General features: G+C 46.6%; 21 protein-coding genes. All 21 read right to left on the bottom strand.

The window, feature by feature from the left end:
• Positions 1 to 137 precede the first annotated feature (137 nt).
• Positions 138 to 1,415, bottom strand: coding sequence for a DegT/DnrJ/EryC1/StrS family aminotransferase (locus tag ACFPOF_RS09465; RefSeq protein WP_378131907.1), 1,278 nt, complete (start codon positions 1,413 to 1,415; stop codon positions 138 to 140).
• A gap of 38 nt (positions 1,416 to 1,453) precedes the next feature.
• Positions 1,454 to 1,882 carry an HIT family protein gene (locus ACFPOF_RS09460; RefSeq protein WP_378131905.1) on the bottom strand — a complete coding sequence of 143 codons (429 nt, stop codon included), beginning with the start codon at positions 1,880 to 1,882 and terminating at the stop codon, positions 1,454 to 1,456.
• Positions 1,883 to 1,927: 45 nt separating this feature from the next.
• Positions 1,928 to 5,881 carry a DUF642 domain-containing protein gene (locus ACFPOF_RS09455; protein WP_378131903.1) on the bottom strand — a complete coding sequence of 1,318 codons (3,954 nt, stop codon included), beginning with the start codon at positions 5,879 to 5,881 and terminating at the stop codon, positions 1,928 to 1,930.
• 31 nt (positions 5,882 to 5,912) lie between these two features.
• Positions 5,913 to 7,673 carry a polysaccharide deacetylase family protein gene (locus ACFPOF_RS09450; RefSeq protein WP_378131901.1) on the bottom strand — a complete coding sequence of 587 codons (1,761 nt, stop codon included), beginning with the start codon at positions 7,671 to 7,673 and terminating at the stop codon, positions 5,913 to 5,915.
• Positions 7,674 to 7,695: 22 nt separating this feature from the next.
• On the bottom strand, positions 7,696 to 9,294 hold the full coding sequence (locus ACFPOF_RS09445) for a LamG-like jellyroll fold domain-containing protein (protein WP_378131899.1): 1,599 nt from the start codon (positions 9,292 to 9,294) through the stop codon (positions 7,696 to 7,698).
• Positions 9,291 to 10,397, bottom strand: a complete 1,107-nt coding sequence (locus ACFPOF_RS09440; RefSeq protein WP_378131897.1) for a Gfo/Idh/MocA family protein — start codon at positions 10,395 to 10,397, stop codon at positions 9,291 to 9,293. Before ACFPOF_RS09440 ends, ACFPOF_RS09445 begins: the two co-directional genes overlap by 4 nt.
• A 21-nt stretch (positions 10,398 to 10,418) precedes the next feature.
• Complete coding sequence (locus ACFPOF_RS09435) at positions 10,419 to 11,264, bottom strand: carbohydrate ABC transporter permease (RefSeq protein ID WP_378131895.1); 846 nt, start codon at positions 11,262 to 11,264, stop codon at positions 10,419 to 10,421.
• A 25-nt stretch (positions 11,265 to 11,289) separates the two neighbouring features.
• Positions 11,290 to 12,192 carry a carbohydrate ABC transporter permease gene (locus tag ACFPOF_RS09430; RefSeq protein WP_378131893.1) on the bottom strand — a complete coding sequence of 301 codons (903 nt, stop codon included), beginning with the start codon at positions 12,190 to 12,192 and terminating at the stop codon, positions 11,290 to 11,292.
• Between the two features lie 75 nt (positions 12,193 to 12,267).
• Positions 12,268 to 13,767 (bottom strand): ABC transporter substrate-binding protein, encoded by a 1,500-nt coding sequence (locus ACFPOF_RS09425; RefSeq protein ID WP_378131891.1) that lies wholly within the window; start codon positions 13,765 to 13,767, stop codon positions 12,268 to 12,270.
• 109 nt (positions 13,768 to 13,876) lie between these two features.
• Positions 13,877 to 16,411: a cache domain-containing sensor histidine kinase gene (locus ACFPOF_RS09420; protein ID WP_378131889.1), complete on the bottom strand. Its 2,535-nt coding sequence runs from the start codon at positions 16,409 to 16,411 to the stop codon at positions 13,877 to 13,879.
• A gap of 269 nt (positions 16,412 to 16,680) precedes the next feature.
• A complete protein-coding gene (locus ACFPOF_RS09415) occupies positions 16,681 to 18,282 on the bottom strand; it encodes a response regulator (protein ID WP_378131887.1) in 1,602 nt (533 codons plus the stop codon).
• Positions 18,283 to 18,351: 69 nt separating this feature from the next.
• Entirely contained in the window at positions 18,352 to 19,644 is a 1,293-nt protein-coding gene (locus ACFPOF_RS09410) for a neutral/alkaline non-lysosomal ceramidase N-terminal domain-containing protein (RefSeq protein WP_378131885.1), read from the bottom strand.
• Positions 19,645 to 19,674: 30 nt separating this feature from the next.
• The gene (locus ACFPOF_RS09405; protein WP_378131883.1) at positions 19,675 to 20,427 is read right to left on the bottom strand and encodes a sugar isomerase domain-containing protein; all 753 of its coding nucleotides are present in this window, start codon (positions 20,425 to 20,427) and stop codon (positions 19,675 to 19,677) included.
• A 216-nt stretch (positions 20,428 to 20,643) separates the two neighbouring features.
• The gene (locus tag ACFPOF_RS09400; RefSeq protein ID WP_378131881.1) at positions 20,644 to 20,976 is read right to left on the bottom strand and encodes a DUF3024 domain-containing protein; all 333 of its coding nucleotides are present in this window, start codon (positions 20,974 to 20,976) and stop codon (positions 20,644 to 20,646) included.
• 21 nt (positions 20,977 to 20,997) lie between these two features.
• Complete coding sequence (locus ACFPOF_RS09395) at positions 20,998 to 21,528, bottom strand: hypothetical protein (protein WP_378131879.1); 531 nt, start codon at positions 21,526 to 21,528, stop codon at positions 20,998 to 21,000.
• 58 nt (positions 21,529 to 21,586) lie between these two features.
• The gene (locus ACFPOF_RS09390; protein WP_378131877.1) at positions 21,587 to 21,892 is read right to left on the bottom strand and encodes a DUF4259 domain-containing protein; all 306 of its coding nucleotides are present in this window, start codon (positions 21,890 to 21,892) and stop codon (positions 21,587 to 21,589) included.
• A gap of 92 nt (positions 21,893 to 21,984) precedes the next feature.
• Positions 21,985 to 22,293 (bottom strand): hypothetical protein, encoded by a 309-nt coding sequence (locus tag ACFPOF_RS09385; protein ID WP_378131875.1) that lies wholly within the window; start codon positions 22,291 to 22,293, stop codon positions 21,985 to 21,987.
• A gap of 255 nt (positions 22,294 to 22,548) precedes the next feature.
• Entirely contained in the window at positions 22,549 to 22,893 is a 345-nt protein-coding gene (locus tag ACFPOF_RS09380) for a hypothetical protein (protein WP_378131874.1), read from the bottom strand.
• Entirely contained in the window at positions 22,886 to 23,047 is a 162-nt protein-coding gene (locus tag ACFPOF_RS09375) for a hypothetical protein (RefSeq protein WP_378131872.1), read from the bottom strand. Before ACFPOF_RS09375 ends, ACFPOF_RS09380 begins: the two co-directional genes overlap by 8 nt.
• A 134-nt stretch (positions 23,048 to 23,181) precedes the next feature.
• On the bottom strand, positions 23,182 to 23,571 hold the full coding sequence (locus tag ACFPOF_RS09370; protein WP_378131870.1) for a hypothetical protein: 390 nt from the start codon (positions 23,569 to 23,571) through the stop codon (positions 23,182 to 23,184).
• A 770-nt stretch (positions 23,572 to 24,341) separates the two neighbouring features.
• Positions 24,342 to 24,740 carry a DUF5071 domain-containing protein gene (locus ACFPOF_RS09365; RefSeq protein WP_378131868.1) on the bottom strand — a complete coding sequence of 133 codons (399 nt, stop codon included), beginning with the start codon at positions 24,738 to 24,740 and terminating at the stop codon, positions 24,342 to 24,344.
• Positions 24,741 to 24,929: the final 189 nt, after the last annotated feature.

Genomic DNA, 24,929 nt, shown 5'->3' with positions numbered 1-24,929 from the left:
GCGCTGGGATTTGTTCTTTGGTCGGAACGTTCCCCAGTATACAGAAGGTGCTTTTTTCATTCAAACCTCGAATTCATTCATTACAGGAATGGCTCCTTTATTCAAAATGCCACGCCGCCGAACAACACCTTACCACATCAAATATTCGCTGCTTCGGAAGGATAGACGGATAAAATCCCTTCTATGAGCAACTCTCCATCTTCTTGCGTAAAATGGGGTGATATCGGGATGAATACTGTTCGAGGACAAAGGTCAATAGCACGAGGACAGCTCATCTCTGGATTTTCGATCGGGTTGCGAAACGGATAATTATAGGGAAAATTGTCCTTCTCCGCGGAACGCCGCAATCGGAATATATCCCTACGGAATAGCGGCATGCCCTCGTACAGGAGGTACGAGGAGATATTCTCTGCTTGCAGTCCCGCAATGAATTCCTGCGCGATTTCGGGTGTTGGAGTTATAAGCGCAATGTAACAGCCTATGGTACCCTCCTGATCGAATAGCTTGCGCAGTTGCAGCTTCGGAGCTCGTTCCTTTAGTTCGTGGTAGATCAAATCATGAACGCTTCGCATCCTTCGAATGATCTCTGGCAATTTCGCCAATTGCTCCCCCATTACTGCGCCTGTAAATTCACTCATGCGAAAATTCAGTCCCGCGAAGGCATCGGCTTCATCGACCGAGTGCAAACCATATCTCTCTTGTTCTCGAAATATTCCCTGATCGTGAAACCTTACAGCCCGAATAAACAAATTCGGATCGTTCGTAACGACCGCTCCGCCTTCGCCGGCTGTAATGAGTTTATTCATTTGAAAGCTGAACACGCCAATATCGCCGAGTGTTCCCAGTTTACGGCCGGAATAGGAAGCACCGCACGATTGCGCTACATCTTCAATGACACGAACGCCGTATTTTCTGGCGACGGCAAGCAGCGCATCCATATCGCACGGGTAACCAAGCAACGGAACGATAATGACGGCCTTGATTTCATCGTCGGCTGAAAGTTTTTTATCAAGATCGATCGGATCCATGCCGATACTCTCGTCAATATCGATAAATACAGGCACGGCGCCCGCCGACACAACCGCGCCGGCCGTTGCCAGAAAGGTGAATGCTGGAACCGCAACCTTGTCGCCATATCCAAGCTTTAACGCTTTCAACGCAACGAACAGCGCAGCTGTGCAAGATGTAACACCCAGTGCATACCGGACATCCAGATATTTGGCCAATTCATTCTCGAAACTTTGCACTTTATGCTGCATATTCAGTCCGTAGTAGCGAAAAGGCGAGCGGGACAATGCCACATCAGACACAGCGGCGGCTTCTTCAGTTCCCATAACCAGAGCGCCCGGATATTGACCTTCAACCGGATGCTCGAAGAGCGGCTTGCCACCTAACTTTGCCAATGTTCTCCCCATGGTCGTTCCTTCCTTCTCCATCTTATTAACGTACCCAATCAACGAAGATGCTGAACAATGCGTTCAATGATAGATTGGTATTCCTCATTTGTCAGAAATTTTTCATTGCCTTCGCCCGCTGTCAGTTCGAATGGCCATCCCCAGTTCTTTGAATGCTTATGTTTCGGAACGACGTGAAAATGGAGATGGGAATCGATGTCCCCGTACACGGCGTAATTCATTTTATCCGCGGCAAATTCCTGTTTTAACGCTGCAGCCACACGGGCAACGTCCCTCATATATTTGCCGCGCAGTTCTTCTTCCAATTGAAATAGCTCCGTTTTGTGATCATTCAACACAACCGTGCAGCGCCCCAAATATTCTTGTTCATTGTTGAGATATACGGTCGATACTTCGAGTTTGCATATTTCTTTCATATATCCTTTATATTCATCTGTGCAATAGAAACACGTTTGCGTATCGCTCATTTTTTATTCCCCCACACCACATTCTATCGAGATATCGAAAAAATCTTAATCAAGCGTCACGCCAAACTCGTCAAAATAGGCGATGCCGCCCGAAACATTCGGGTCATTGTGTTCCAAATAAATCCTCACCTCAGCGGTGGCGTCGGCAGGCGCTGTAAAGCTGAAAGTATATTGCCCCCACGAGGTGCTGTCGATGACCGGACTTGTTCCGAGACTTACAGCTTCCGTTACATTGGATACGCTCACCTTAGCTTTCGCTGTCGATCCGTTTGTCTTTGCATAGAACTTTACAGTGTAATTCGCCGAAGGTTTGAATCCTTGTAACGTATATTGAAGCTTCTGACTTCCGGCGCTGACGTCGGTGATCAGCTTCAAACTATTCGTTCCTTTGTACTTCTCGGCAGTGTCAATCAACGCCTTTGCAGGGAGAGTTCCTGTCGCACGTTCCCAATATTTCGGCAACGTAACGTCATACTTGTTTTTTTCTTCGAACCCGCCGTTCGGCGCGAAGGAATTCCATAATGAAGCATAGATACTGACATTATCAAAATAGGAATAATAGTTTGCCGGACTATACAAATTATGATAGAGATCGACTTTCAAAGTGTCCGTTGTATTATTCGGCGTTGTAAAGACTAGAGACCCAGTCTCCCATGCCGTATCGTCTATAAACACGCTGCCGATCGCATTTGATGTGGTGTAGTTAAAAACATCCGCACGCCCCAACACGCTGCTTGTTCCGACTTTCCCCGTAACCTTCAACTCATAGGAACTATTCGGTAAATAACCTGTTATCTGCTGCTGCACGATATTCCAACTGCTTCCGTTTGTTTTATTGGCCAACCCCGCATGGCCTCGGTACGCGTTAGACGTATCGCGATACGCCGTACTGGAAGTCGTATTGGATAAATACCTTTGCCAGTAAGCCGGTAGCGTAGGATCGTCCTTGTCCGCCCATTCGAAATTGCCGTTTACGAGCGTCTCGGGATTACAAATCGCCAAATTCGCCATGTACGTTAGGGTCCACGCGAAACTTTCTAACCAGTTTTCGTCCACAACCGTCTGGAGAACGCCATTCGCGATGCTCCATATTTGCGGATCGAATTCCGCCAGCTTCAACCAAGCCCAAAGATCGGTATTATAGGCCAACAGCCATTCCGTACGCTCACCGTTGTAGATTACATTTGGACCTATAACCGGGTGGATCGAAGAACCGTTCCACATCGCATTGACGAAGGTAGATGCAAACTTCTTCATGTCCGCTTCATTGAATACAACTCCGTAATGGTAGGCTGTAATGGCAGCGGACACATCGAGATTGGCATGCGACGAATCCTCTTCATAACCTACATAAGTCATTCCGTTATCCCAGGGGCCTGCCGAATCCCAGTAATTCCATTTATACGCGGTGGATGCCGCCTGGTTAACCTGGAGATGATCCTTAAAATTATTCAAGAGCGCGGTTGCGCGTACCGCATAATCGCTATTGGCCGTAATGTCTCCTAGCAGCAAATAGCATTCTGAAGCGACAAGGTATTGATTGTGCGGCAGTGTTCTTCCCGGAAAATAAGCGGCGCGGTTGCCTGCCGGAAAGATGTATACCCCCCTGTTGTTGCCCAAATCCTTGTAATAGGCATCCCATTTGGGAAGAATCTTCTCTTCAATGAATGCCAGATATTCATCAGCCTTCGACTCATATGCCGTTGAGAGTTCGCTATTTTCATACACCGTCTTAATAAATTTCAACGCGGGCTTGGCGAGCATTGTCTCGTGTACGAGCCAGGTCGATTGTTCGCCGACTGAGACCCGATCAAAGAACGCATATTGTGAGCTATTGTTGGCATATTGCTGCATCAGTCGAATTTCAACGACATGACTGGTCGTGCCGGGCGTAGTAAAATTCAGCTGCTGCCCAGACCATTCCGTATTTTCGAACGTCATGGATGCCAGCTCGGAAGCGGCCGTCACATCATATACGACAACTTTTCCTCCATTTGCAGATGAACTTGTTTTCCCGGAAAAATAAACGGAATACGGCTTGTTTGCTTCATACCCCCTCAAGCGCTGCACCACATATCCATCCGTTGAGCCATCGTTGCCGATCACCAAACCGTATCCCGACGCAGAATTACCTGCTTCATTGGAAGTATAGGCAGTGTCGACCGTTTTGTTCACCCTTGTCCAACCTGCAAAGCTTCTTTTAACGGCCGGTACGACCTGAACATCGTCGAAATAAGAGATAAGACTGCCGTCGACGGCGGTTGTTCCTTGAAGAAGCCGAAGATACACGGTATCCGTTATCGAAGAAGGCGCGGTAAACGTGAAAGAGTTCGCCGCCCATGTTGCGTCGCTGAATGTCGTGCTTCCTAATGTTGATGAAGTAGTGGAATTGTAGATGTCAACCTTTCCCTGTGCGGAGGGATTGTTGTTTCGGCCAAGGAAAGTAACGTTATAACGCATACCCGGAATTAAATAAAGCTTCTTGCGCATCATCGGCACTTGCATATGGTTCGACTCGATCACGACGCCGTTGAATGGTGAGTAATATTCGTTCAGCTTATCCGACACATATGCATTGCTTGAAGTCGATTGATAACGCTCCCACCCTGCAGGCAATGTCCCATCGCCGCTGTCGACGGAGAAGAATGCCGAATTCTCGTTAACATTCTCGACATACGGCTCAATTTCTAAATGATCGAAATACGCAATCCAAGAAGGGTTCGTATAATTGCTTTGACGAAGGTAAACATACACTTCTTTTCCGGTCGTGCTCGGCGCTGTAAACGTATAAGCGTGCTTCTGCCAAGCGGTGTTGTTGAACGTTTGATCAAGCACATACTGGGAATCTGTAGCATTGTAAACCAGTAAGCGGCCGTATGCCGCGGAGGAGTTGGTTTTGCCGCTGAAGGTCAGCGTATAAGTAGCCCCCGGCGTATAAGGCAAGCGTTGATAAACTTCCTTCCAGGACGTGCCGTCCGATTTCACGACAAGACCGGCGCTTCCGGAATCGTGCTCGCCGGAAGCAGTCGATAAGTAGGTATAAGCGCTTGTTCCAAGCCGTGACCATTTGCTCGGCAATGTGCCGTCTCCGGAATCGGGCGTTTCGAAATCTCCATTCTGCATAGCGTTTATTACCGAACCCACCGGCTTGATGGAGAAATCGTCGAAATAAGCAGCCCAACCGTTCTGATCGAGCTTTGCAAGCTTGATCTTGACAACTAGTGTTTGACCTGCCGTTGTTGGCGCCGTAAATGTGAAACCGGACTGCACCCAATCGTCCTTGATGAGACTGTCTGAACCGTAGTTGGCTGTTTCGGCAATTACCGTTGAGGTCGTTTCATTATAAATCTGGACACGCGCGGTCGTCGTCATGCTATCCGTCTTGGCCATAAATGAAAGCGCATATTTCCGTCCGGGTGAATAAGAGAACGATTGTTTGAGGGTGGCGGCATTGCCGCTATTATATTTGATGGCGAGACCTGCGCTACCGGAGTAATATTCACCTGCGGTTGTCGTTCGGAAAGCCGTTGTGTTGCTTCCCGCTTCCCTTGTCCAGCTCCCCGGCACTCCGTCTGTTCCTGCCGTCTCGAATCCGCCATTCCCAAGCCCTTCTGCCGCTGCGGCATCCGGACTATCCAGCTCGAAGTTGTTATTCCACATATGCTGATAGGAATAAACCGGCGTATACCAACCATATGAACCATCCGCTTCAGGGTCGATTGCATTCGCCTTCACCTTGTCGAAATGCTCGACGAACTTGTCTAACCAATAAGTGTCCCGGTAACGATTATAAATGTCGATATACGAGTCCAGATAGGGGCTCTCCGCCCAACCCAGCGTAGACGCATCCTCGCTATCTGAAAATCCAAGTCCGTTATTGGTCAGCGAAACGTAGTGTTTATAACGATCGAAAGCACGATCTTGCGCGAGAACATTCATCGGAAATGAAACCAATAACACCACTGCGAAAACCACCAACAGCATTTTTTTGGCCGACATGGTCATTCTCCTTTCGAGTGAATTTCACAACTCAAATACAAGTCGCTTCCGTACGGCCCTTCTGAATATCCAAAATTAGCTCAGTATACAGGCAGCCAAATCGTTCGATCGTGCGACATCCCTTCATAAGATTCATGCGACTAGACGTCGAATCCCCCCATGCTTGCCATTGCCCCTCCTTGCTGACAAGCAAGGTTAAGCCGCTTAGGGCAGTATCCGATACAATTACCAATTTCGGCTTTTGATCGGCATCAAGTTCCTGTTGAATGGTGACTTGCTTTCGAACCGAACGCCATTGCCATATCTGCTCCGCTGTCCACCACGCTAAGCCGCGAGTGGCGCCGTAACGCACCAAATCCACCAAGAGAGACCCGACTTGATCGTTATTTTGTATCAACATCGCCGGATGGAACAGAAAATGAGCTACCCCATTCACATCGGTTGCCCGATCAAGCAAAGCGAAGGCTTCCTGTTTCGTACAGCGAAGAGGCAGAGGCGGGTCCCAAGCGAGCGTTGGCAGTGAAAGCACGTCCAGCGGACGGTTGCGCTCATGGACCGATCCAATGGGAGTAAATGGGTGGCAGGTGCCCGCGAGAAACCCTTTGTTCCCTTGCCTCGTCCCTCCCCGGCTCTGCTCCACCTTCACGCCTGCACGTTCACACCAGTGGTAGAACGCCGCATCGCCTTCCCAACGCAAATAATGATTTTTATTCGTAACAATCGTCAGGTTGGGGAACTGCTCCTGCAAAAGCGATAGTTGATAGCGAAAATCGCTCTCGGACCATCGACTCTCTGGAATCTCCGCTTCCATCGAATTGAAATGGAGGGCGACCTCGTGTTCTTCGGATTCGATCATGCTATTGATTTCACGATCGTAGCCCGGCATGATAATGCACCAAGTCGAGCGGATGTCCGCTTCCTTCAATCTTGCCAACAGAGCTTGAGCATGTTCGGCGGAATTGCCGTCCGTATCGTGCGAAATATGTCCGATCGCGGGGATGCCGTTCGGCCAGTACCAAATCTGAGCCAACGGTGCGTCAACGCTCTCATGCAACTGATAGAGAAGTCTCATCAACAAGATTCTCCATTCGTCCACGATGGGGTGAAGGAAGAACGGTACGCCTCCGGATTCAACCGGTTCGCGGTCGCGCTGCCAATCGAGGACGGCGGCGTCGTCCGTCTTCAGAATGCCGTCGTTGATGGCACCCGATCCATCAGCCGCTGGATTGCCGTCACGTACAACCGAAACGCCTTGCTGAATCATACAAAAGGTCTTCATCACATCAACCGTTAATAAAGCCGCCGTTCCCGGTCCGATCGAACGAATGGATACGGCGGGCTCGGAACACGCCGTTCCATTCAGTTGCAGGATCGAACCCAGCATCCTTACTTCTTTTAGTGCAGACTCCACACACACTGCATCGAAGAAATGGAAGGAACTTCGTAAGCCTTCCGACAGCCCCTCGTTCGCCCAATCGATCCAGCCTTCCCTGACTCTTCCCGTACAGGTTACGCCCAGAACCTCGTCCAGGCCAAATACATCGCCTATGACCAACAGCGCATTGCCTTGTTCACAATAAGACAAGCAGGCGGAGGACCAACGGGGATCCGTCGATCTTCCGGCTACGATTGTAACTCCGCCTGGTTGGTTCTGCAGCCATTCCTCATGATTCAGGACTCGGTAAGAAAGGCCAAGGTCGTTCAGCATCGTCAACAGGTACGGTGTGTAGCTATCTCTGCCTTCGTTCCGCATCTGTTCGATTTCCGCTGTGTTCCATACGATCGTAAGCATGGCATTCCCTTCTTTCTCCGGCCTAGCCGATCTCGTTCTCGCCAAGCGCCCTATCGAACAGTTGCACCTCGCGAATGCGTCCGGAGAAATGGCATTGCGGACCTTTACCCAAGACGAACGGGAGCGAACGGACAGACAATTCGGCAGCACGGCCGGATTCATCAACTGCTTGCGGCGGAATCGTAACAGTGGAAACAAGATCGCCGTCGACATACAGACGGAGCCGTTCTTGATCGTAGGTCGCCGTCGCCCGGTGCCAGCCTGGAGACAAGCTTGTATCGCTGGTCGCCAGCGGATCGTGCGTCAAGCTCCACACCTTACCGCCCGGCAGTGTACCCGCAAATAACTGACCATTGAATACAGCCATCGTCCAAACGCGGCGATACAGAATATGAGGATCCGGTTGTTCCAGAACGCCTATTAATTCCCATTGATGTTCCCCGGTGTAGCGGTACACGTGGCCGCCCGGCAGCGTCCCGCCGTACAGTTTGCCGTTAAACACGGCGATGCCCATGACTTCCTTCTCGGAACCCATCAAGCCGTAATCGCTCCAGAATTCTCCATCTTCATAGCGGAACATTCTCGCTTCGGGCCAAATGCCTGTCAACAACTCGTTGTGGAAGACGGAAAAGCAATACACTTGATCGCAATTCGTCACTGTACCGCTGTCTTCCCATGGCTCGCGCAACGTTCTTCGGGATACGCCTTGCTTTTGGTTGCAACCGACGTAGAGGTTTCCTTGATACGGCGATAACGTCATCGTCCGCGTCTTTCCCTCAGGTCCCGGCGCTCCCAACGATTCGCAGGATCCGTCTTCCCCGAAAGCGAAGATGCCGTGAGGGTAGAAGGACATGGCAATCAGTTTACCGTCATATACGGTCAACGCGCCCACACTGTCATTGCCCTCCACCGGAAGTCGTCCGAACAGCGTCCATGTCCGGCCGCCTTCGTACCGGTATATATTGCCGCCCGCTTCCTGATTCGGAGACTCGGGCAAGGCCGATCCGGCAGCGCGATACCTCATCGTGCCCACGTACAGCTTTCCGTTGTATTCCGCCATCGACCATACGGAGTTGCTATTATCGGGATTGCCGCAATCGATCCAGCGGCCATCCTTGTCAAGCCGGTACACATGACCGCGATTGTCTTGGGCATCGTCGAAAATACCGGCATACAAGCTATCGTTATACACGCACATCGAGCAGATATACCTGCCGTTGCCCGGGCTGCCCCAATCCTTCCATTGAATCGGAGATTTCCCCGTGCTCCATCCGAATTGCAGATTGCGCCAGTTCGATTGGCTGGAGGTCACGCCTGCCTGGCTTAGCACAGATAAGTGCCACCCTTCCATCGTTGCTTCCGAATAGCGGCTTGCCAGCCCGCCGGGGAAATAGCCGTGCCCATCATTCACTTCAAACTCCAGAGACAAGGTGAAGGGCCGACTTCCGTCAGTTTCAGAAATGTCAGGCAATTCAATATAGGACGACACTCCGTCAAATACAGCACTGTCATCGAATCCCACACCGTGAGCTATTCCATGTTGATCCCTTCCGCTGCGGTCCTCGCTATCCGTACGCAGCGGCCAATATCCGATCCGCCCAGTCCGTTGCTCTTGACTCATTTCCATCCCCCTTTTTCAACCGAACCATTCTGCAGTAAAGGAACGGCCTCCCAATCCTCGTCCAATCCTAATCCGCGCAAATCGGCAATCGCGTTGTTACGTTCCGCCTCATACATTCTCCAGATCACCCGCAGCCCCTGAAGGCTGCCCGGTCCGTCCGTCAATGGGCGCGCTCCAGTGCGGATACAGTTCAGAAAGTGGCGAATTTCGTGCTGCGTCAGCTTGCTGTCGTCATCCGAAGACATCAGCACTTCCGTACGCTGCGCCGGTTCCCGGCTGTCCTGCAGTGAACGATGGATGTTCATCCCATCATGCACATACAGCTTCTGATCCTCAAAATTGTATTCCAGCATTCCGTCGGTGCAATGTACGTGGATACTGTAGCCCAAGCGAGTTCCTCTGGCCCCCCAAGTGCCAAAGTGATATCCCATTGCACCGTTCTCGAATTCCATGACCATATTGCTGGTCCCTTCGCGTTCCATCCAAGGCGTGCCGCGGTTGGTGCCCATATGCATCCCTTTTACCGGTCGCCCCATAAACCAGAGCATCAAATCTACATAGTGGCAACCATGACTGAAAAATTGACCCCCGCCTAATCGTTCTGCGGAGCGAACCCAATGCTCCGAGTCGAAATACGAATATTGTTCTGTCCATATCGACAATTGAAACACATCGCCGTACGCCCGGGCATCCAATAGTTCCTTCAATTTCATAACAATCGGCCAGAATCGAACCGGATAAGCGGTCATCAGCACTTTCCCCGTCTGCTCCGCCGTACGAATCAGATCGATACATTCCGTTTCGCTGTTGCACATTGGTTTTTCCATCAATACATGTTTGCCCGCCTGCAGGAACGCCTTGCCGACCTCGTAATGCAGGTCGTGAGGCAATACAATAAGAACGGCATCCACCGCATCATAGATTTCCTTGTAATCCGTTACCGCGAGCGACGCACCCGTAATCGCAGCCATCTCTTGCGCCCGTTCCAATACGGTATCCACCGTTGCAGTGACAGAAATCTCATTACTGAGCTCCGAATACCCGCGTGCATGCTCTTGTGTCATATGGCCGCAGCCGACAATACCCAATCGAATGGTTTCCATGTTCTCTCTCCTAACCGTCTACTAACCTTTCACGCTTCCGATTGTTACGCCTTGGATGAAGTACTTCTGCGCAGCGATAAATACGATCAGGATTGGCAGTGCAGCGCTGACCGAACCGGCCATTACGCCGGCATATTGGATAAAAAATTTGTCTTCCGACATGACCTTCAACGCCAACGGCAACGTATATAGCTCCGGTGACCGTAAATAGATAAGCGGACCCTCGTAATTGTTCCAGTAACCAATGAAGTTAAAGATGATCAAGGTGGCGATGACCGGCTTGGCGAGCGGCAGCATAATGCTGGTGAAGATTCGGAAATGCCCCGCTCCGTCGATCTCCGCCGCTTCATTCAATTCCATAGGGATCGTGGAAAAATATTGCTTGAACAGAAACGTGCCGAATGGCGAACCGAGACAAGCACCCAACCAGATCGCAGCATGCGTGTTCACCAATCCGAGCTCTTTATAAATCATGAAGTTGGGCAGCATGACAACCTGATAAGGGATCATCATGGTCGCCAGCAGCATAAGAAAAATGACATTCCTACCCGGAAAGCTCATCCTTCCATAGGCGTAGCCCGCGAAAGAGCATGTAATCAGCGCGCCAGTCATGGCTATGAAAGTGACCTTGATGCTGTTCCAATAATACACCCACATAGAGAAACCGAGCACCGGCTTGATCCATACCGTCTTGTATCCATCCCAATTCACGGGATTAGGAATCCATGCAAACGGAAAATCGAAAATTTCCCGTTCTGCAGTAATTGAAGCGACCATCATCCAAAGGAACGGATACACCATGCCGATACAGAAAGCAAGCAGGAGCAGAGTACGTACAATTTTCCAGATCAGGTTTCTTCTTGACACGTTAGCCTCCTTCCCGTCATCCGCCTCAATAGTGGACCCATTTTTTCTGCAAATACCATTGCAGCATAGTAAACAGAAATACAGTAACAAACAGCACCCAAGCCATCGCTGACGCATAGCCCATCTGGCCAAATTCGAATGCCGCTTTATAGATGTAATATCCGATGACCGTGCTGGAACTTCCCGGTCCGCCTCCGGTCAGGATTTGGATATGCGCCCAGGCTTGAAACACACCGATTACGGAGGTGATGACGATAAAGAACGTAGTAGGCGAAATGAGCGGAAACGTGATGTGCCAAAACTTGGCGAACGGTTTGACCCCGTCGATCTCCGCCGATTCGTAAACTTCTTTGGAGATACCTACCAACCCGGACAGAAACAAAATAACGTTCAATCCGAGTCCCGTCCAGGTCGTCATCAGAATCATGGCCGGTTTTACCCAATCGCTGCTGCCTAGCCATCCGGGCGGGTTGTCGATCCCGATCGAACGCAGCAAATTATTGATAATGCCGTCACCCGGGTTCAGCAGCATTCCCCATAAAATCGCAATAATGACCGCATTGGTTACATAAGGCAGGAAAAGCGCGGTACGAATCGTTTTGCTGAAAAATACGCTCTCATTGATCACAACGGCAATCACTAGCGCCAATAAAATTTGCAAAGGTACAAAGGCGGCGAAATACAATATATTGAGCATGGAATCGATAAACCATCGATCGTCCAACATCTTCACGAAATTTTCGAGACCGTTGAAACTCATGTTTTCAAGTCCTGTCGTTATATCCCAGTCGGTAAAACTGACGACCAACGAAAAACCGATCGAGAAAATCGTAAAAACCATGAAACCGATCAGATTGGGCAATATGAACAAGTATCCTTCGACGGCTTGCTTAAGTTTTCTTTTCGTATAATAAGGCCCGCTCCTCATCCCACCACCGCCATTTTTGGGAGACGAAGCCGCCAATCGCCTGCGAATGGCGGCTTCATATGACTCCGATTAAACTTATTTCGTTTCATCTTCGTAAATCTTAAAGGTTGCGATTTTCGCATTTTCAATCGTTTCGTCCAACGAAACCTCATTGGCAAACAAAAGAGATAGATGCTTCTCCAACTCAGCTTTCATCTTGGACGCGTAAGAATATTTCACGGAATTTTTGTAGTAGATCGGAGTAATCTCCGGATCCATCATACGATTGTACAAGTCGTTGCGCTCTTTCCCTTGCGTCAGCACACCGTCTTTATTGTTGTAATAGCGCCAGTTTTCTAACAGCATTTCTTTATTCAGCAGCTTGGAAGCCGGCATCCGGTGAGCAACCTTCGATGCAATCTCAATGGATTTCGTTGCGTGCCATTTGATGAAGGCGTATGCTTCTTCCGGATTTTTCGTTGATTTGGACAACGAATCGCCGACGACGGTCTCAAAAGCTAGCTTCTTCGGCGAGCTTGCATCCCATCTCGGCATAGGCGCCAATGTGTGGATGCCTGCATCGTCCTCTTCCTTCGTCAATTGGCCGTATTCTACGGCCAGGTCCTGGAAGATCGCGCCGTTACGGCCACCGATGCCCATCGCGTTGGTCCCTTTGTAAAAATCATTTTGCCACTGTAGGTTTTTCGCGATCAATTCAGCAGGACTTGCCATCGACTTATCGACATAAACCGCATTGTAAAGCAGCTCTACCGCTTTTTTGAAATTTGTCCAGTCCGGATTAAACGAACCGTCTTCTTTCAAAATTTCCCATCCGCTGTACAGCGCAATGTTCTGGGCGGTAGTTGCCAGATTGTTGGTTCCGAATTTCCATTCCTGAACGCCGTAGCGAACGATATTTCCTTTACTGTCGTACTTAGTCAGCTTCTTCGCGGTTTGGAAGAACTGTTCCCACGTCCAGTCTCCGGAGGACGGATCGGGCAAGCCTGCTTCTTCAAACTGCTTTTTGTTGTACCAGACGCCGTCCGGAGCTACCGCACGCGGAATACCGTATTGCTTACCGCCCACGACAAACTGATCCTTGTAATCGCCGAACTCCGCTTTCAGATCCCAGCCATCCCGTTGCACCAAATCGTCCAGCGGCATGTAGAGGCTGTCCGGGCTGGCCCGTTCCAGAGTGTCGGTCCCCGTATAAATGACATCCATTTGTTCGCCTGCGATCGACGCCATCTTAACGCTGGTTGCGAAGTCACCGCTGGAGACGAGTACGAGCTCGACTTCGATGTTCGGATGCAGCTTCTGCCATTCCGGATAAGCCTCGTCGAATTCGACTTGATCGTAGCCCGAGGAAGTGTAGTACCTCAGCTTTACTTTTTTGTTCGGGTCAAGCACGATCCCCTTCTGAGCCTCTGAAGAATTTTCCGTTGTCGCGGCGGATTCCGTCGCTGGTGCTTTTGAAGATTCCGTTGTCCCTGCATTTTCTCCGGTCGCGGCGTCTTTACCGCTGCATCCGGCAATGACAAGCATACAGACTAGAGAAAAAATTACTGCCGAATTGAAGACTTTCCATTTTTTCATGCTCTGCATCCCTCCCCTGTAAATTGAACTTGCTTGTAGGCTACCTCTTTATTTTAGATACAAGCATGAGAGATAAAAATGAGCATCGTTCAATAAAAGGTGTAGTAAATTAACCGTTTTCATTGGTACTTGCTCCTTCCGCTGGCATGATAATCGTTACGCGAGTGCCTTCATTAGCCACACTATCTATCTCGAAACGAAATCGTTTACCGTAAAGGAGCTGAAGCCTTTGATGAATATTTTGCAGACCGTACCCGCCTTTACCGTATTCCGTTCCCGCTGTTTCATGTTGGGTGACATGCTCCTTCAGCTTGTCCAGCCGGTCCGCGCCTATGCCGACACCGTCGTCCGACACCGTGATTCGTAATTCATTCCGTTCCGCTTGTGCGGCGATTTGGATTTTTCCTTTCCCGCTCTTCAGTTTAATCCCGTGATACAACGCATTCTCCACAATAGGCTGCAGTGTAATCTTAGGTACGATACACTGCAATGCGTCTTCCGCAATATCGCATTCAAAAATGATCTTATCCTTATAGCGGTGGTTCATAATTTTGATATACCGATGCACATGCTCGAGTTCCTCGGCAAGCGTAATTGTCCTTCTGCCTTGGCTCAGACTTAGGCGGAAGTATTCCGATAATGTCGTGACCAGATCGGACACCTCATTATCGCCTCCCATCAGAAACGCAGACTTCCAACGAATCACTTCAAGGGTGTTGTACAAAAAATGAGGGTTAATTTGAGATTGCAAGGTAATCAGTTCCGCTTCTTTCTGCATTAATTCCGCTTCGTTTTTCTTGAGCTGAATCTCGTATACTTCTAGAATCAATGTATTGATTCTAGAAATCATTAAGTAAAAATTACTTCGCAACTGTTCAATTTCATCCCCGCCGTGTTTTGAAACCGGATAATCAACCCATGCGCTTGAAAATTCGACCACGCGGCGGGTCAAATCGTTGATCGGCCTGCTGATGCGTCCCGTATATCGGATGACGAATATGACGATCGACAGTACGCTCCCGATCAATACAAACATATCGTACAGCACAATTTTTTCCATGCTTTCAGAGACATAAGCCAAGGATGCAACATTAACCATTTTCCAATGCGTATTTCCGATGTCTGCATAACTGACCACCTGATTACCCTTCGACCCGCCGATGGCCCTCCCCTTATATGACTCAGGATTTATCCATCTTGCAAGTTCAGGCTCAGTCTCAGATCCGATTTTGTTTTTATTGGCGTGTGACATCACACGATTGTTCTGGTTAATAATGAACGTTTCGTTCCAATCTGTTCGTGTGCCCATATAGTTCTTTTCTAAATCTTTCTCCTTGAAGGTAATAAACACGTAGCCGATTACATCGTTTCCCTGAAAGTCGGCGATCCGTCTGCCGAACGTAATCAGATCATCTTTATAGTAATCCCGATACGTATCAAGCCAGGGGGTCTGCTCGATCGACTCCGGTGTTGAATCCGGATACATAAACCCTTGCCCTCTGCTTTTGGACGTATATAATCTCTTCATATTCCGGTCAAACAAATCGATATAGACAACATCCGTTTTTTGGTTCATTGCGTTTTCTACGGTTCGTTCAATAACCGAATAAGACTCAGGAGTCAGGCTTGTGCCCTTTTGATTGGCTATCGCTTTGATAAATTGAGCGTCGTAGTAAAAATAGTAGACCGTTTTTTCCAGATTAGCCGTGTAGGATTTGATTCTCTTTATTGTTTGTTCGGCGTTGATCGTACTGACTTCAACAAATTTCTGTTTCATGAGCGATTGAGTGAAGCTATGTGAAATAAACATAAGCAGCACGACCGGCATCACAATGCATGTCATCAAAACAATAGTCAGTTTTGTTTTAAAATGAATCCGAGCTAGAAATCCGCGATGGGGGGCAATCTGAGGATGTACTACTATTCGACCTGCTGTGGAGGGTTGGATGGAATCGAAGGTTTCATTCAACTTGATCAATGGAGCAATTAATCGATTGGAGAAAAATAAGATCAAGCCGACAAATAACAACAAACTGAACAGCGTAAGGAGTACATATCCTTTGTTGTCAGTCAGTAAAATGAGAAATACATCTTTATAAGGTGTGGCAATATAAAGCTTCCATCCCGTGTATCCCGATTCGAAGGAGGACATGACGTAGGATTGGTTATGAATGGAGTTCATTTCATGAATGCCGGAAGGTACTATAAGCTGTTCAGGCAATTGCGTCCCGATTCGTGCAGGATCGTTGGCGGAAATAATGCGATTGCGATGATCTGTAAGCATCATGATTTTGGTGTTCGCATCCGGATAAAAATTGGCAAATGAGCGTTCTTTTAACAGTACCAGCACAAATCCGTTATAGGCCCCGTCTTCATTGTAGATCGCACGGCTGATGCCTATTAATTTACGGCTTACCGATTGGGTTTCCATCACGGTATAAGTCCATTGAAAGCTGCCGTCGCTATGTTCAAGCAATTCGCGGAACATGGTTTCGTCCCAGAGAGCATTCTCTCCGAAAAGCTCATTGGAATACACCTGCCCGTTGTTTCCAACGAGATACGCTTGGTCAACATCGTCAGTGACATTAATAAAGCGCGTAAAAATTCGGGACAGTTCTATTTTATTTTGCACGATGTTAGCCATGTTGTCAGAAGACTCAAGGTAATGGTTAAAATCGACGCCTTCAAAGGCGTTAATTGTCTCCCGTTCAATGCCTTGCAATACAAAGTCAATGTTCTCAACCGTTTGTTCAACTATGCTTGCATTCGTCTCTACAATACTGTTATAGATCGTAGAAGAAGCAATCCGATACGAGATCAATCCAATGATAAACAAATTAATGATCAGCACGACGATGGAATAAACGATGATCTTGCTTCTGAGATTCATCGAGTGCATACGAGAAAACCGCCTCACATTTCAAATAAGTCGTCCATATAGCCGAGCACCATTTTACGATATTCTTTGGGCGTTACGCCAACAGCCGATTTGAACACTTTACTGAAATGCTTCGGATCGTTGTAACCTACCATATCACTGATCGCATAAATTTTGAGGCTAAAGTCGCCAAGGAGCTCTTTCGCTTTAGAAATGCGGATTTCCGTCAAATAATCGGTGAAATTTTTCCCCATTTCTTTCTTAAACCATTTGCTCACATAGATCGGATGCATGTGCACAAGTTCGGCAGCCGTTTCCAACGTAATTTCTTCGGAGTAATGATCTTCCAAGTAGGATATCAATTCATCCATCATCCGGTTTTGCGTTTGAAGTCCGTTCACGCGCAACCGCCGAACGATATCGGCATACGTCCGAGTCACTGCAGTCTTGAGATCTTCCAACGTTTCCATATCGCGTAAGGAATAATAATCTTGTTCTTTTACAATCTCTACATGGACGAGAAGTGAAGCGTATTTCTCTTTGATCTTGGCCGCTATTTTCATGAACTGTGCGTAGGTTTCTATCGCAACCTCCTTCGTTGTTATTCCGTCGAAGGCTTCGCAAACATAGGTTTCCACTGTTGTTATTTCCGAATGTTGAACGAGTGCGATAAGCTGTTCCTTGTGAATCGGCGATACTCGGCTGTTTGGATCAGGACGTAGCGCTTCGTATACTTCTTCCGAAATCATCCGGTTTTTGCCGCAAAAAAATTTCATCTCCGTTAACTTGAGAGCGGCAAGGAACGATTCCCGAATACGGAAAGCGCTATCAACAGCAGGTCCGATATAAACCGTGATTTTCAACTTTAACAACTTAGACGTCGTCGCGATCAGCTGTTCCGCAATGCTGTACAACCATTGATCGTCTTGGGCATCACGCGCAATAATGAGGCCGCACGCAGGTTGGTTCCAATTAAAAAAGAAAACCTCGCTCTCGGACTGAAACAATTCCTCGGCGATGTTTCTCAGTGCATATTGTATAAGCTCCCAGTCATCTATACTGTACTGTCCCACTACCCGATTCATCTCGTCAAATTCAATTAGCAGCACCGTAAATGTATGATGCCGAAGATTAACTCCTACTTCAGAAGCGCGGTCGAATAAAAATTTCATTATTTCAGGTTTTCCGTGTACGAGCTTCGTTACAAATTCCTCACGCAGCAACTTGAAGGTTTGTTTTCTCTTCAGGTCTTCAGAGATAAGCAGATCAAATTCTTGCTTTAATCTTCCAAACACGCTTTTCAATTTATCGACGATGATCGGTTTTAACAAATAGCCGAATGCACCGAAATTGATCGCGGCATTTGCGTATTCAAATTCATCGTAACCACTGAGGATAACAAATTTTACCTTGTTATTCAGCATCCTAACCTTCTCCATAAATTCAATTCCGGAGCAGAATGGCATTCGGATATCCGTCAGCACGACATCCGGGTTTAACTCGGTAACAAGTTTATACGCTTGGTTACCGTCTTCTGCCTCCCCAGCAACGGTAAACCCCATCAATTCCCAATCAACGAACGTCTTTAAACCGTCGCGGATCCATTCTTCGTCGTCTACGATGAGTACCTTGTACATGTAACCGCCCCTTGCATGAATTAACATCTTAATAAGAATTCTACGCGGTACCGGGGTTCCCTCTATCTTCTATAAGTCAAGAAGGGTGGTCCATTCGTCATGCAATAACTGTTCGATTTCATACGAAAAGGTTCCTGGCAATCCAAAATAGCGGTAAGAAACAGCGGCTTCATAACCGCCTTCTTCCAACTGCCGCTTCGTCGGCACATAACCAATCATCCCGTTACTGTATCCTACGGCGAGAACCCGTCCTTGCGTGCGCTGCTTGATCCACAAGCCGTATCCGCTGACGAATTCACCGTTCGCCGTTAGAAATCCGAGTTGCTCTGCAAACGAAAAATATTGAAAATAAGCAACGGCCCCCCGATTCTGCACATCGCTTTGCTTCATTAACAGGGCAGCCCACTCGCCCTCTATGCCGTCCATTAAAGCGTAACGTTCAAGTTGTTCCCGATTCGAAACTTGCTGATAAGGCAGCTCTACAGGGCAAATTTGTCCGCATAACCGCGCTGGGGTCATGCTGCGCATCGGTGCGCACAGGACGCCTGACACTACGTCTGCCAATTCCTGCCCCAAGCGCTCAATATCAGCTTGGGTCCCGCGATAAAATTGTTCTTCTTTCACTAAATTAGGCCGTACATCGCCGCTAAACCCTTGAAGAAATAGTGCAGGGGTTTCATCCCCTAACCGATGCTCCAATAATTCTGAAGCAGCACCCGGAAATTCGGATGACAATCGCTGTTGATCGCTTGTTGTCGGATGGCATGCGTAATGAAACAGCAGCGCCTTCGTCCGGTTCGAGGCGTTGACGAACCGGACGACATTGACTTCCCGGTCGATGGTTTCATCCGGGTTTGGCGCCATCTCGATCTTGCCGTTGATCCTCTTTCTTCGGTGCATCGCAAATCCGCATTCCGCTGCCCCATGCTCCACGGTAACTTGTTCCATTCGTTGCATGGCCGCCTGTATGCCGCCCAGCACCTGTTGCTCCAACCATCCGATATACACAAGGTCGATCTCACCCACGGTCGGGGTCATATTGCTGGCGGTTTGCGGACCGCCGTGACTGTGGGTTGCATGAAACAGACATCTCTCCTTACTTATTCCCCAACGTGCAGTACACTCTTCTTGCAGCCTTATGACACTGTCCATCCCCCACCAAATCACATCAGCGGATACGATAATCCCCTGCGTTCTTACGTTTGTATTCGAATCCGTCGTTTCAAGCACAAGGGTACGTGCGTAGATGTTAGATGCAATCCCTTCGTAAGGGCCTCGTCTATGACCGAATCCCGCTAACGGCAAGGGACTCAGGGGAGTAATATCGGTTTTATTGATACCGATTCTGAGTATTGTCGCCAAACTCTTCACTTCTCCTTTCTTCGACTGACGTTATAAGACACGAATGCGGTTCTTGAACCGATGAATGAAACGGGCATTCGCCTCATCCCCGCCGGTCATATTCCCGCTCATCCAGATCGGAGGTGTGATTCCTTCTTTGATCAACAGGTTTACCGTCTCGGCAATAAGACAATTGAGCAAAAACGCATTAGCGAACGTGGATATCGCCGATACCTTCTGGTCCAAACCTTCAATCTCGACAATCGCATCGCCGACAGGCACATTGCAATCCAGGACGATATCGGCTAAGTCGTGCAGGTTATGTTTAGACGGATGACGGGCCGGATGTTCAGACGGCGTCAATGAGGCGTGCTGCACAGAAGTAACTGCGATAAGACGAATGCCATGCTCCTTCGCGTACAGAGCGGCATCGATCGTCGCCGAATTAATTCCGTATGCATTAATAAGCAGCAGTACATCCCCCGATTGGATCCCGCTCTCCTTCATCACGATATTTCCGTAACCGGGCAATCGTTCGATCGTCATGGAGCGCAGGGCTCCGCTGCTGAGCAGCGTCCCCTCGTCCAGTATTGCGTTAATGTGCATCAGTCCGCCGGCGCGAAAGAAAATTTCCTGGGAAGCTAGATTCGAATGGCCGCCCGGACCGTATGCATACACTAGTTTATCCTGTTTGATTTGATCAGCGATACACTCAGCTGCTTCCAGAATTGCCGACGGTGTCGAGTCGTGTAGTTGCTGCAGATGCGCAACTACTTTCATAAAATATTGATTGGTTATACTCAACGATAAGCCCCTCCCGTGATAAGTCAACCAAAGCGAATTCCATGTTTTGTCCAATATTAGCCTTAATATAAACCCGCAGAACGCAAGAAAAAAGGACGTTATGTCAATAAAAGGTGTACTTATTTAACCAAATCGCATCCGATCGAGAATGGCTGAACACAAATAAAGTGAATGAACGCTTGTTAGGCATTCATTCACTATTCTCGGTTTGCTTATTTACCCCCAAAATATTCCTCTATTATCTTCATCTACGATTTTCAATTGTTTTTCAAAGTCTTCAATAGGAATAATGTCTTCTACAAAGTGCCATTTATTTTTACTATCTCTCCAATATACTTTCCATTTGTTTTGATCCAGTCGAAACTGCGCAATATCTAATTCAATCCATTCGTCACTCATGAAAGCCGGACGTTCTTCAATAAGTGTAATATTGTTGCCTCTGAACTTATAGTTGAGTCTCATTTGATTTCTGATGTGTTTTGGAACTTTCTGTTCTACGTAATCACTCAATAATTTTTCAAGTCTTCTCTTAGTAAATGCATCTAGCATAAGCACACCTCTTTAAATAGTTTAATAGCTTCGTCCTCTTAAATCTTTATCATCAAACCATATTTTAATCGATTGAATATTATCATGCCCATACAACTGAATTACATATTCTCCATTCCGAAATATATTTTCAGCAATTTGATGGTATCCTTTTGAAATAATGTAGCTAGATGATTGCTCTATTGGATCACCGACTTTAATTCCATAAATTGAAAATTCCGGGTTCGAAAAATCCACTTGGCTTACATGACCATAGAAATCATTATCCTGATCTCCAGAAATCCCGATGTTAAGGCTTCTTGAAGCATATTTTCTCATATGGCCCCCGAAGCCCTCCATATACTCGCCATCTCCAAGCAATTTAGTCAACTCTTCTTCTTTTAAATTAAGCTGAACTCCATCTGATATGAGATTTCTATTAATATTATCAAGTGTCTCACGTGCAAGTATATTATTTCTTGATTTATAAAGAACTATTGATGTGAATATAATGATTAGCGAGAAAATAAGCATCACTGCAATTATCATTGGCTTCTTGAGCCCGTTTCCCATTAAATCACCTCTTGGGGATTTGCGATGCACGACTTTCCACCGGCTTTAGGTGACGAAGTCACCTCGCTTTTTTAGCTTTTGGAATTAGATTTGATCCTTTGCCTCTATTCGAAGTAAGCCACTCATTAAGCCCTTCTACTTGACTTGAATTATTAATAATTTCCTCTCCAGGTTTTCCTTGTAATGCAGCGAGGACTTCAATTGCACCAAGAGCATTAGATGCAAGATCTGGTTCTATATATTCTTCGTCTATGACCATTTCAATTGTCTCTTGTATCAAATCAATATCCTGAGACTCTAAAAGATCTGCTTTCCAATCCAATGCATCATGGTTTTCAAAAATGCCAGTTCCCCAGGCTCCCATACGAACACTCCTCTGATAAGACTGCCTCATTTCCCTACCGCTTCTCTGCGTCAATATAGTGTTAGATGATGGATGGTGCTTCTTTGGGCATACTAAAAGAATGATTCTCGTAGCTTGCGATTTATTTCTTCCCCAAGTTTATTAACCCAGATATCTCCTTCTTCATTTACTGCCGACAAAAATAACCCACTCCAAATATCCCAACCAAGATTCAATTTAATATTATTTGACACTAAGTCCATATAATGACCATCTAATCCCGACATTAGAGGACCTGATGTAAATCCAAAATCTCTTAACAAAAATGCAATCTTTAATATTAAATCTGCTTCCCCTTTCCATATTTCAAAAGAGTTTCTCCCTTTTGCTGTTTTTGTGAAGTGACCTAGTAATATATCCATAAAAATGCCTCGCTCTTAATTAATGTACTTCGCCATCAGTCATCTAACGTTAATGTGTTACGACGTCCCACTGACTTAAGGCGACGAATCGCCGGCCGCAATGCGGTTAGGGAGTTGGATGTGTCTGGCTGATTCAGCTTCCTTGCTCCTGCCAATTACTGCGAATCCACATCGGACTCCTGCCGAACCGAGGGCCGAATGGCCCGAAGCGATAACGGAGTTTATGTGAAGTACGACACTACTTTGATCTGACATTCAAATATCGTTACCTTCTTCATCTACATCTTTGAAGCCGCCACCAAAAAACCATTTGTTTTCTTCCATTAATTGAATAAAAATATCAGAAACTTTCTCTATATTTTCAGGATTGTTTATTTGAATGGTTCCTTCAATATGTATGTATCTGTTCAAAGGCATCAGACTCCTAACAATTTGTTGTTCCACATATATTTCAAGGATATTTCCTGTTAAAGCGAATACTACAATAAGAAAGAGAACTAATATAAAAATGAAGGCTACAATCAGGAGTCTAAATCTCTTCTTAGTATTGTGATCGACAATTATCCCATTGTCACTTGAATCTTTATTCGACTTAGACATCAATGCCACCTACCTTCAAAACGATCTTGTCGCATTTCACAAACGTAAATGTGTTCACGACGTCCCACCGACTTAAGGCGACGAAGTCGCCGAGCGCGATGCGGTTAGTCGTTGCGGATGTGTCCGACTGATTTCGCTTCGCTGCTACTGCCAACTACTTTTTCGAACCTACATCTAACTCCTGCCGGACCGAGGGGCGAATGCCCCGAAGCGTGAACATGGTGTTATACGAAGCAATGGCCATCTTGAACTACATTCAAATTTACGTTCTTAACTGCACTTCTAATATCATTTATTTCCTACTATTTTTTTAATATGTTCTGGGACTCCCACTTTAGTTTTCACCTCAACTTTAATTCCATCTATATAAATATCAAGGAACTCCCAATATATAATTAATTGATCCTGATCCTTCTTATAAATAAAATCCATCCAGCCATTGGCTAGCAATTGGCCCTCAGCATTATAAATCGCAATCCCAGAAAAATTCTCTAAAGAACCATCCATATATTTAAGATATTTGCCTTCAATACAACTCTCAGACCAATCAAAACTGGTATCACCGGTAAATATATAATAATAACTCAAATCATTTAGCAGTTGTCGTTCAACTTCTTTTTTTAGATTAGGTCCCATGCTAATAGCAAGTCCCATATCATGACCAAATGGATTTTCCACATTTTTCATCCTTTAGACTTTAAGACTTTGCCAATGTTTCATATAACGTAAATGTGTTCAGACGTCCCACCGACTTAAGCCACGAAGTGGCGGCCGCGATGCGGTTAGTCGGTGCGGATGTGTCCGGCTGATTCCACAGAGCTACTTTCGTCTTTACGCTTCCGCAAGAATAGATAAATAAATTTGTAATACTATGCTTAATAAAAAAAGGAAAATACAGAATATTATTTTCTTATTTTTGCTGTTCACCTTAATTAAATGAATTGCCAAAAAGATTCCAAGGTTAATACTAATTGATAAAAAAATAACTAAAAATGACCCTAACCCATAGAAAAAGAGGTCTTCATTGTAATTGTAATTCATATCAAAAATCATATATACAATAATTGGGACCACTAATGAAATAATTAATTCGAAGAGTAATAATAAAACTTTATACTTCGGGATAAACTTTGTCTTTTTCTTTATTTGAAAGGCCAGTAATAAAACTTCTGATATTGTAAAAATTGTCCAAGCGATTACGATTTCCATTGTCTTCCCTCAACTATAATAAGATAGAGTTTTTTCACTTTAGCATTGCTCCAATTTCACCTAATGTTATTGTGTTCACGACGTCCCACCGACTTAAGGCGACGAAGTCGCCGGGCGTCGATGCGCTTAGTCGGTGCGGATGTGTCCGCTGAATCTACTCCTCTGCCGGATGCTTCATGCGGACCGAGGGCCGAATGGCCCGATGCGTGAATATGATGTTATATGACTTAGCACACTTCTTAGTATAGCCTATCAAATATTTCTTTAGCATCCTGATCTATCTCACACAATGATTCATTATTAGTTGGATTATTAATTATTCTTAGTAAATCATCCTTAATAAGCTCTAACATATCTTTAGACAATTCAGGTACCAGATAGCGAATACAAGAATACTGCCAGCAGTCATCATTACTATTTAATATCTTTCTAATTTGAGGAAGTAAATAATCTGTTTTAAACTTGGGAATAACCTTACAGAGTTCTTGAGCTACTGGCCAATTTATATTTTGGATCCATTCAAATAATTCATCAATAATTGGACTAATATCAGTTTTCATGAAATCTACTTCATTTAATCTCTCAACTGCATCGGAATCATGTTTATCTTTTGGAATTAGTTCCTTTAAGTTATTCAAAAGTCACACCTCATTTAAAAGAGAAAATCTAACTAACTTGTGCTATGTCATATAACGTTCATGTGTTCACGATGTCCCACCGACTTAAGGCGACGCGCTTAGTCGGTGCGGATGTGTCCGGCTGACTTCCGCTTCCCTGCTGCTGCCAATTGCATCACCGAATCCACATCTAACTCCTGCCGGACCGAG

The organism is Cohnella soli (assembly GCF_042655525.1).
GTDB lineage: Bacteria > Bacillota > Bacilli > Paenibacillales > Paenibacillaceae > Cohnella > Cohnella soli.
Note: the sequence above shows the minus strand (reverse complement) of the source record. Positions and strands in the feature narration are given on the sequence as shown.

Bases quoted from the DNA above. Each gene is read 5' to 3' on its own strand.
- ACFPOF_RS09430 (WP_378131893.1), bottom strand. From the start codon at position 12,192: ATGAGGAGCGGGCCTTATTATACGAAAAGAAAACTTAAGCAAGCCGTC.
- ACFPOF_RS09440 (WP_378131897.1), bottom strand. From the start codon at position 10,397: ATGGAAACCATTCGATTGGGTATTGTCGGCTGCGGCCATATGACACAA.
- ACFPOF_RS09400 (WP_378131881.1), bottom strand. From the start codon at position 20,976: ATGCTAGATGCATTTACTAAGAGAAGACTTGAAAAATTATTGAGTGAT.
- ACFPOF_RS09415 (WP_378131887.1), bottom strand. From the start codon at position 18,282: ATGTACAAGGTACTCATCGTAGACGACGAAGAATGGATCCGCGACGGT.
- ACFPOF_RS09460 (WP_378131905.1), bottom strand. From the start codon at position 1,882: ATGAGCGATACGCAAACGTGTTTCTATTGCACAGATGAATATAAAGGA.
- ACFPOF_RS09445 (WP_378131899.1), bottom strand. From the start codon at position 9,294: ATGAGTCAAGAGCAACGGACTGGGCGGATCGGATATTGGCCGCTGCGT.
- ACFPOF_RS09390 (WP_378131877.1), bottom strand. From the start codon at position 21,892: ATGGGAGCCTGGGGAACTGGCATTTTTGAAAACCATGATGCATTGGAT.
- ACFPOF_RS09395 (WP_378131879.1), bottom strand. From the start codon at position 21,528: ATGGGAAACGGGCTCAAGAAGCCAATGATAATTGCAGTGATGCTTATT.
- ACFPOF_RS09455 (WP_378131903.1), bottom strand. From the start codon at position 5,881: ATGTCGGCCAAAAAAATGCTGTTGGTGGTTTTCGCAGTGGTGTTATTG.
- ACFPOF_RS09425 (WP_378131891.1), bottom strand. From the start codon at position 13,767: ATGAAAAAATGGAAAGTCTTCAATTCGGCAGTAATTTTTTCTCTAGTC.
- ACFPOF_RS09465 (WP_378131907.1), bottom strand. From the start codon at position 1,415: ATGGGGAGAACATTGGCAAAGTTAGGTGGCAAGCCGCTCTTCGAGCAT.
- ACFPOF_RS09385 (WP_378131875.1), bottom strand. From the start codon at position 22,293: ATGGATATATTACTAGGTCACTTCACAAAAACAGCAAAAGGGAGAAAC.
- ACFPOF_RS09450 (WP_378131901.1), bottom strand. From the start codon at position 7,673: ATGCTTACGATCGTATGGAACACAGCGGAAATCGAACAGATGCGGAAC.
- ACFPOF_RS09380 (WP_378131874.1), bottom strand. From the start codon at position 22,893: ATGTCTAAGTCGAATAAAGATTCAAGTGACAATGGGATAATTGTCGAT.
- ACFPOF_RS09420 (WP_378131889.1), bottom strand. From the start codon at position 16,411: ATGGCTAACATCGTGCAAAATAAAATAGAACTGTCCCGAATTTTTACG.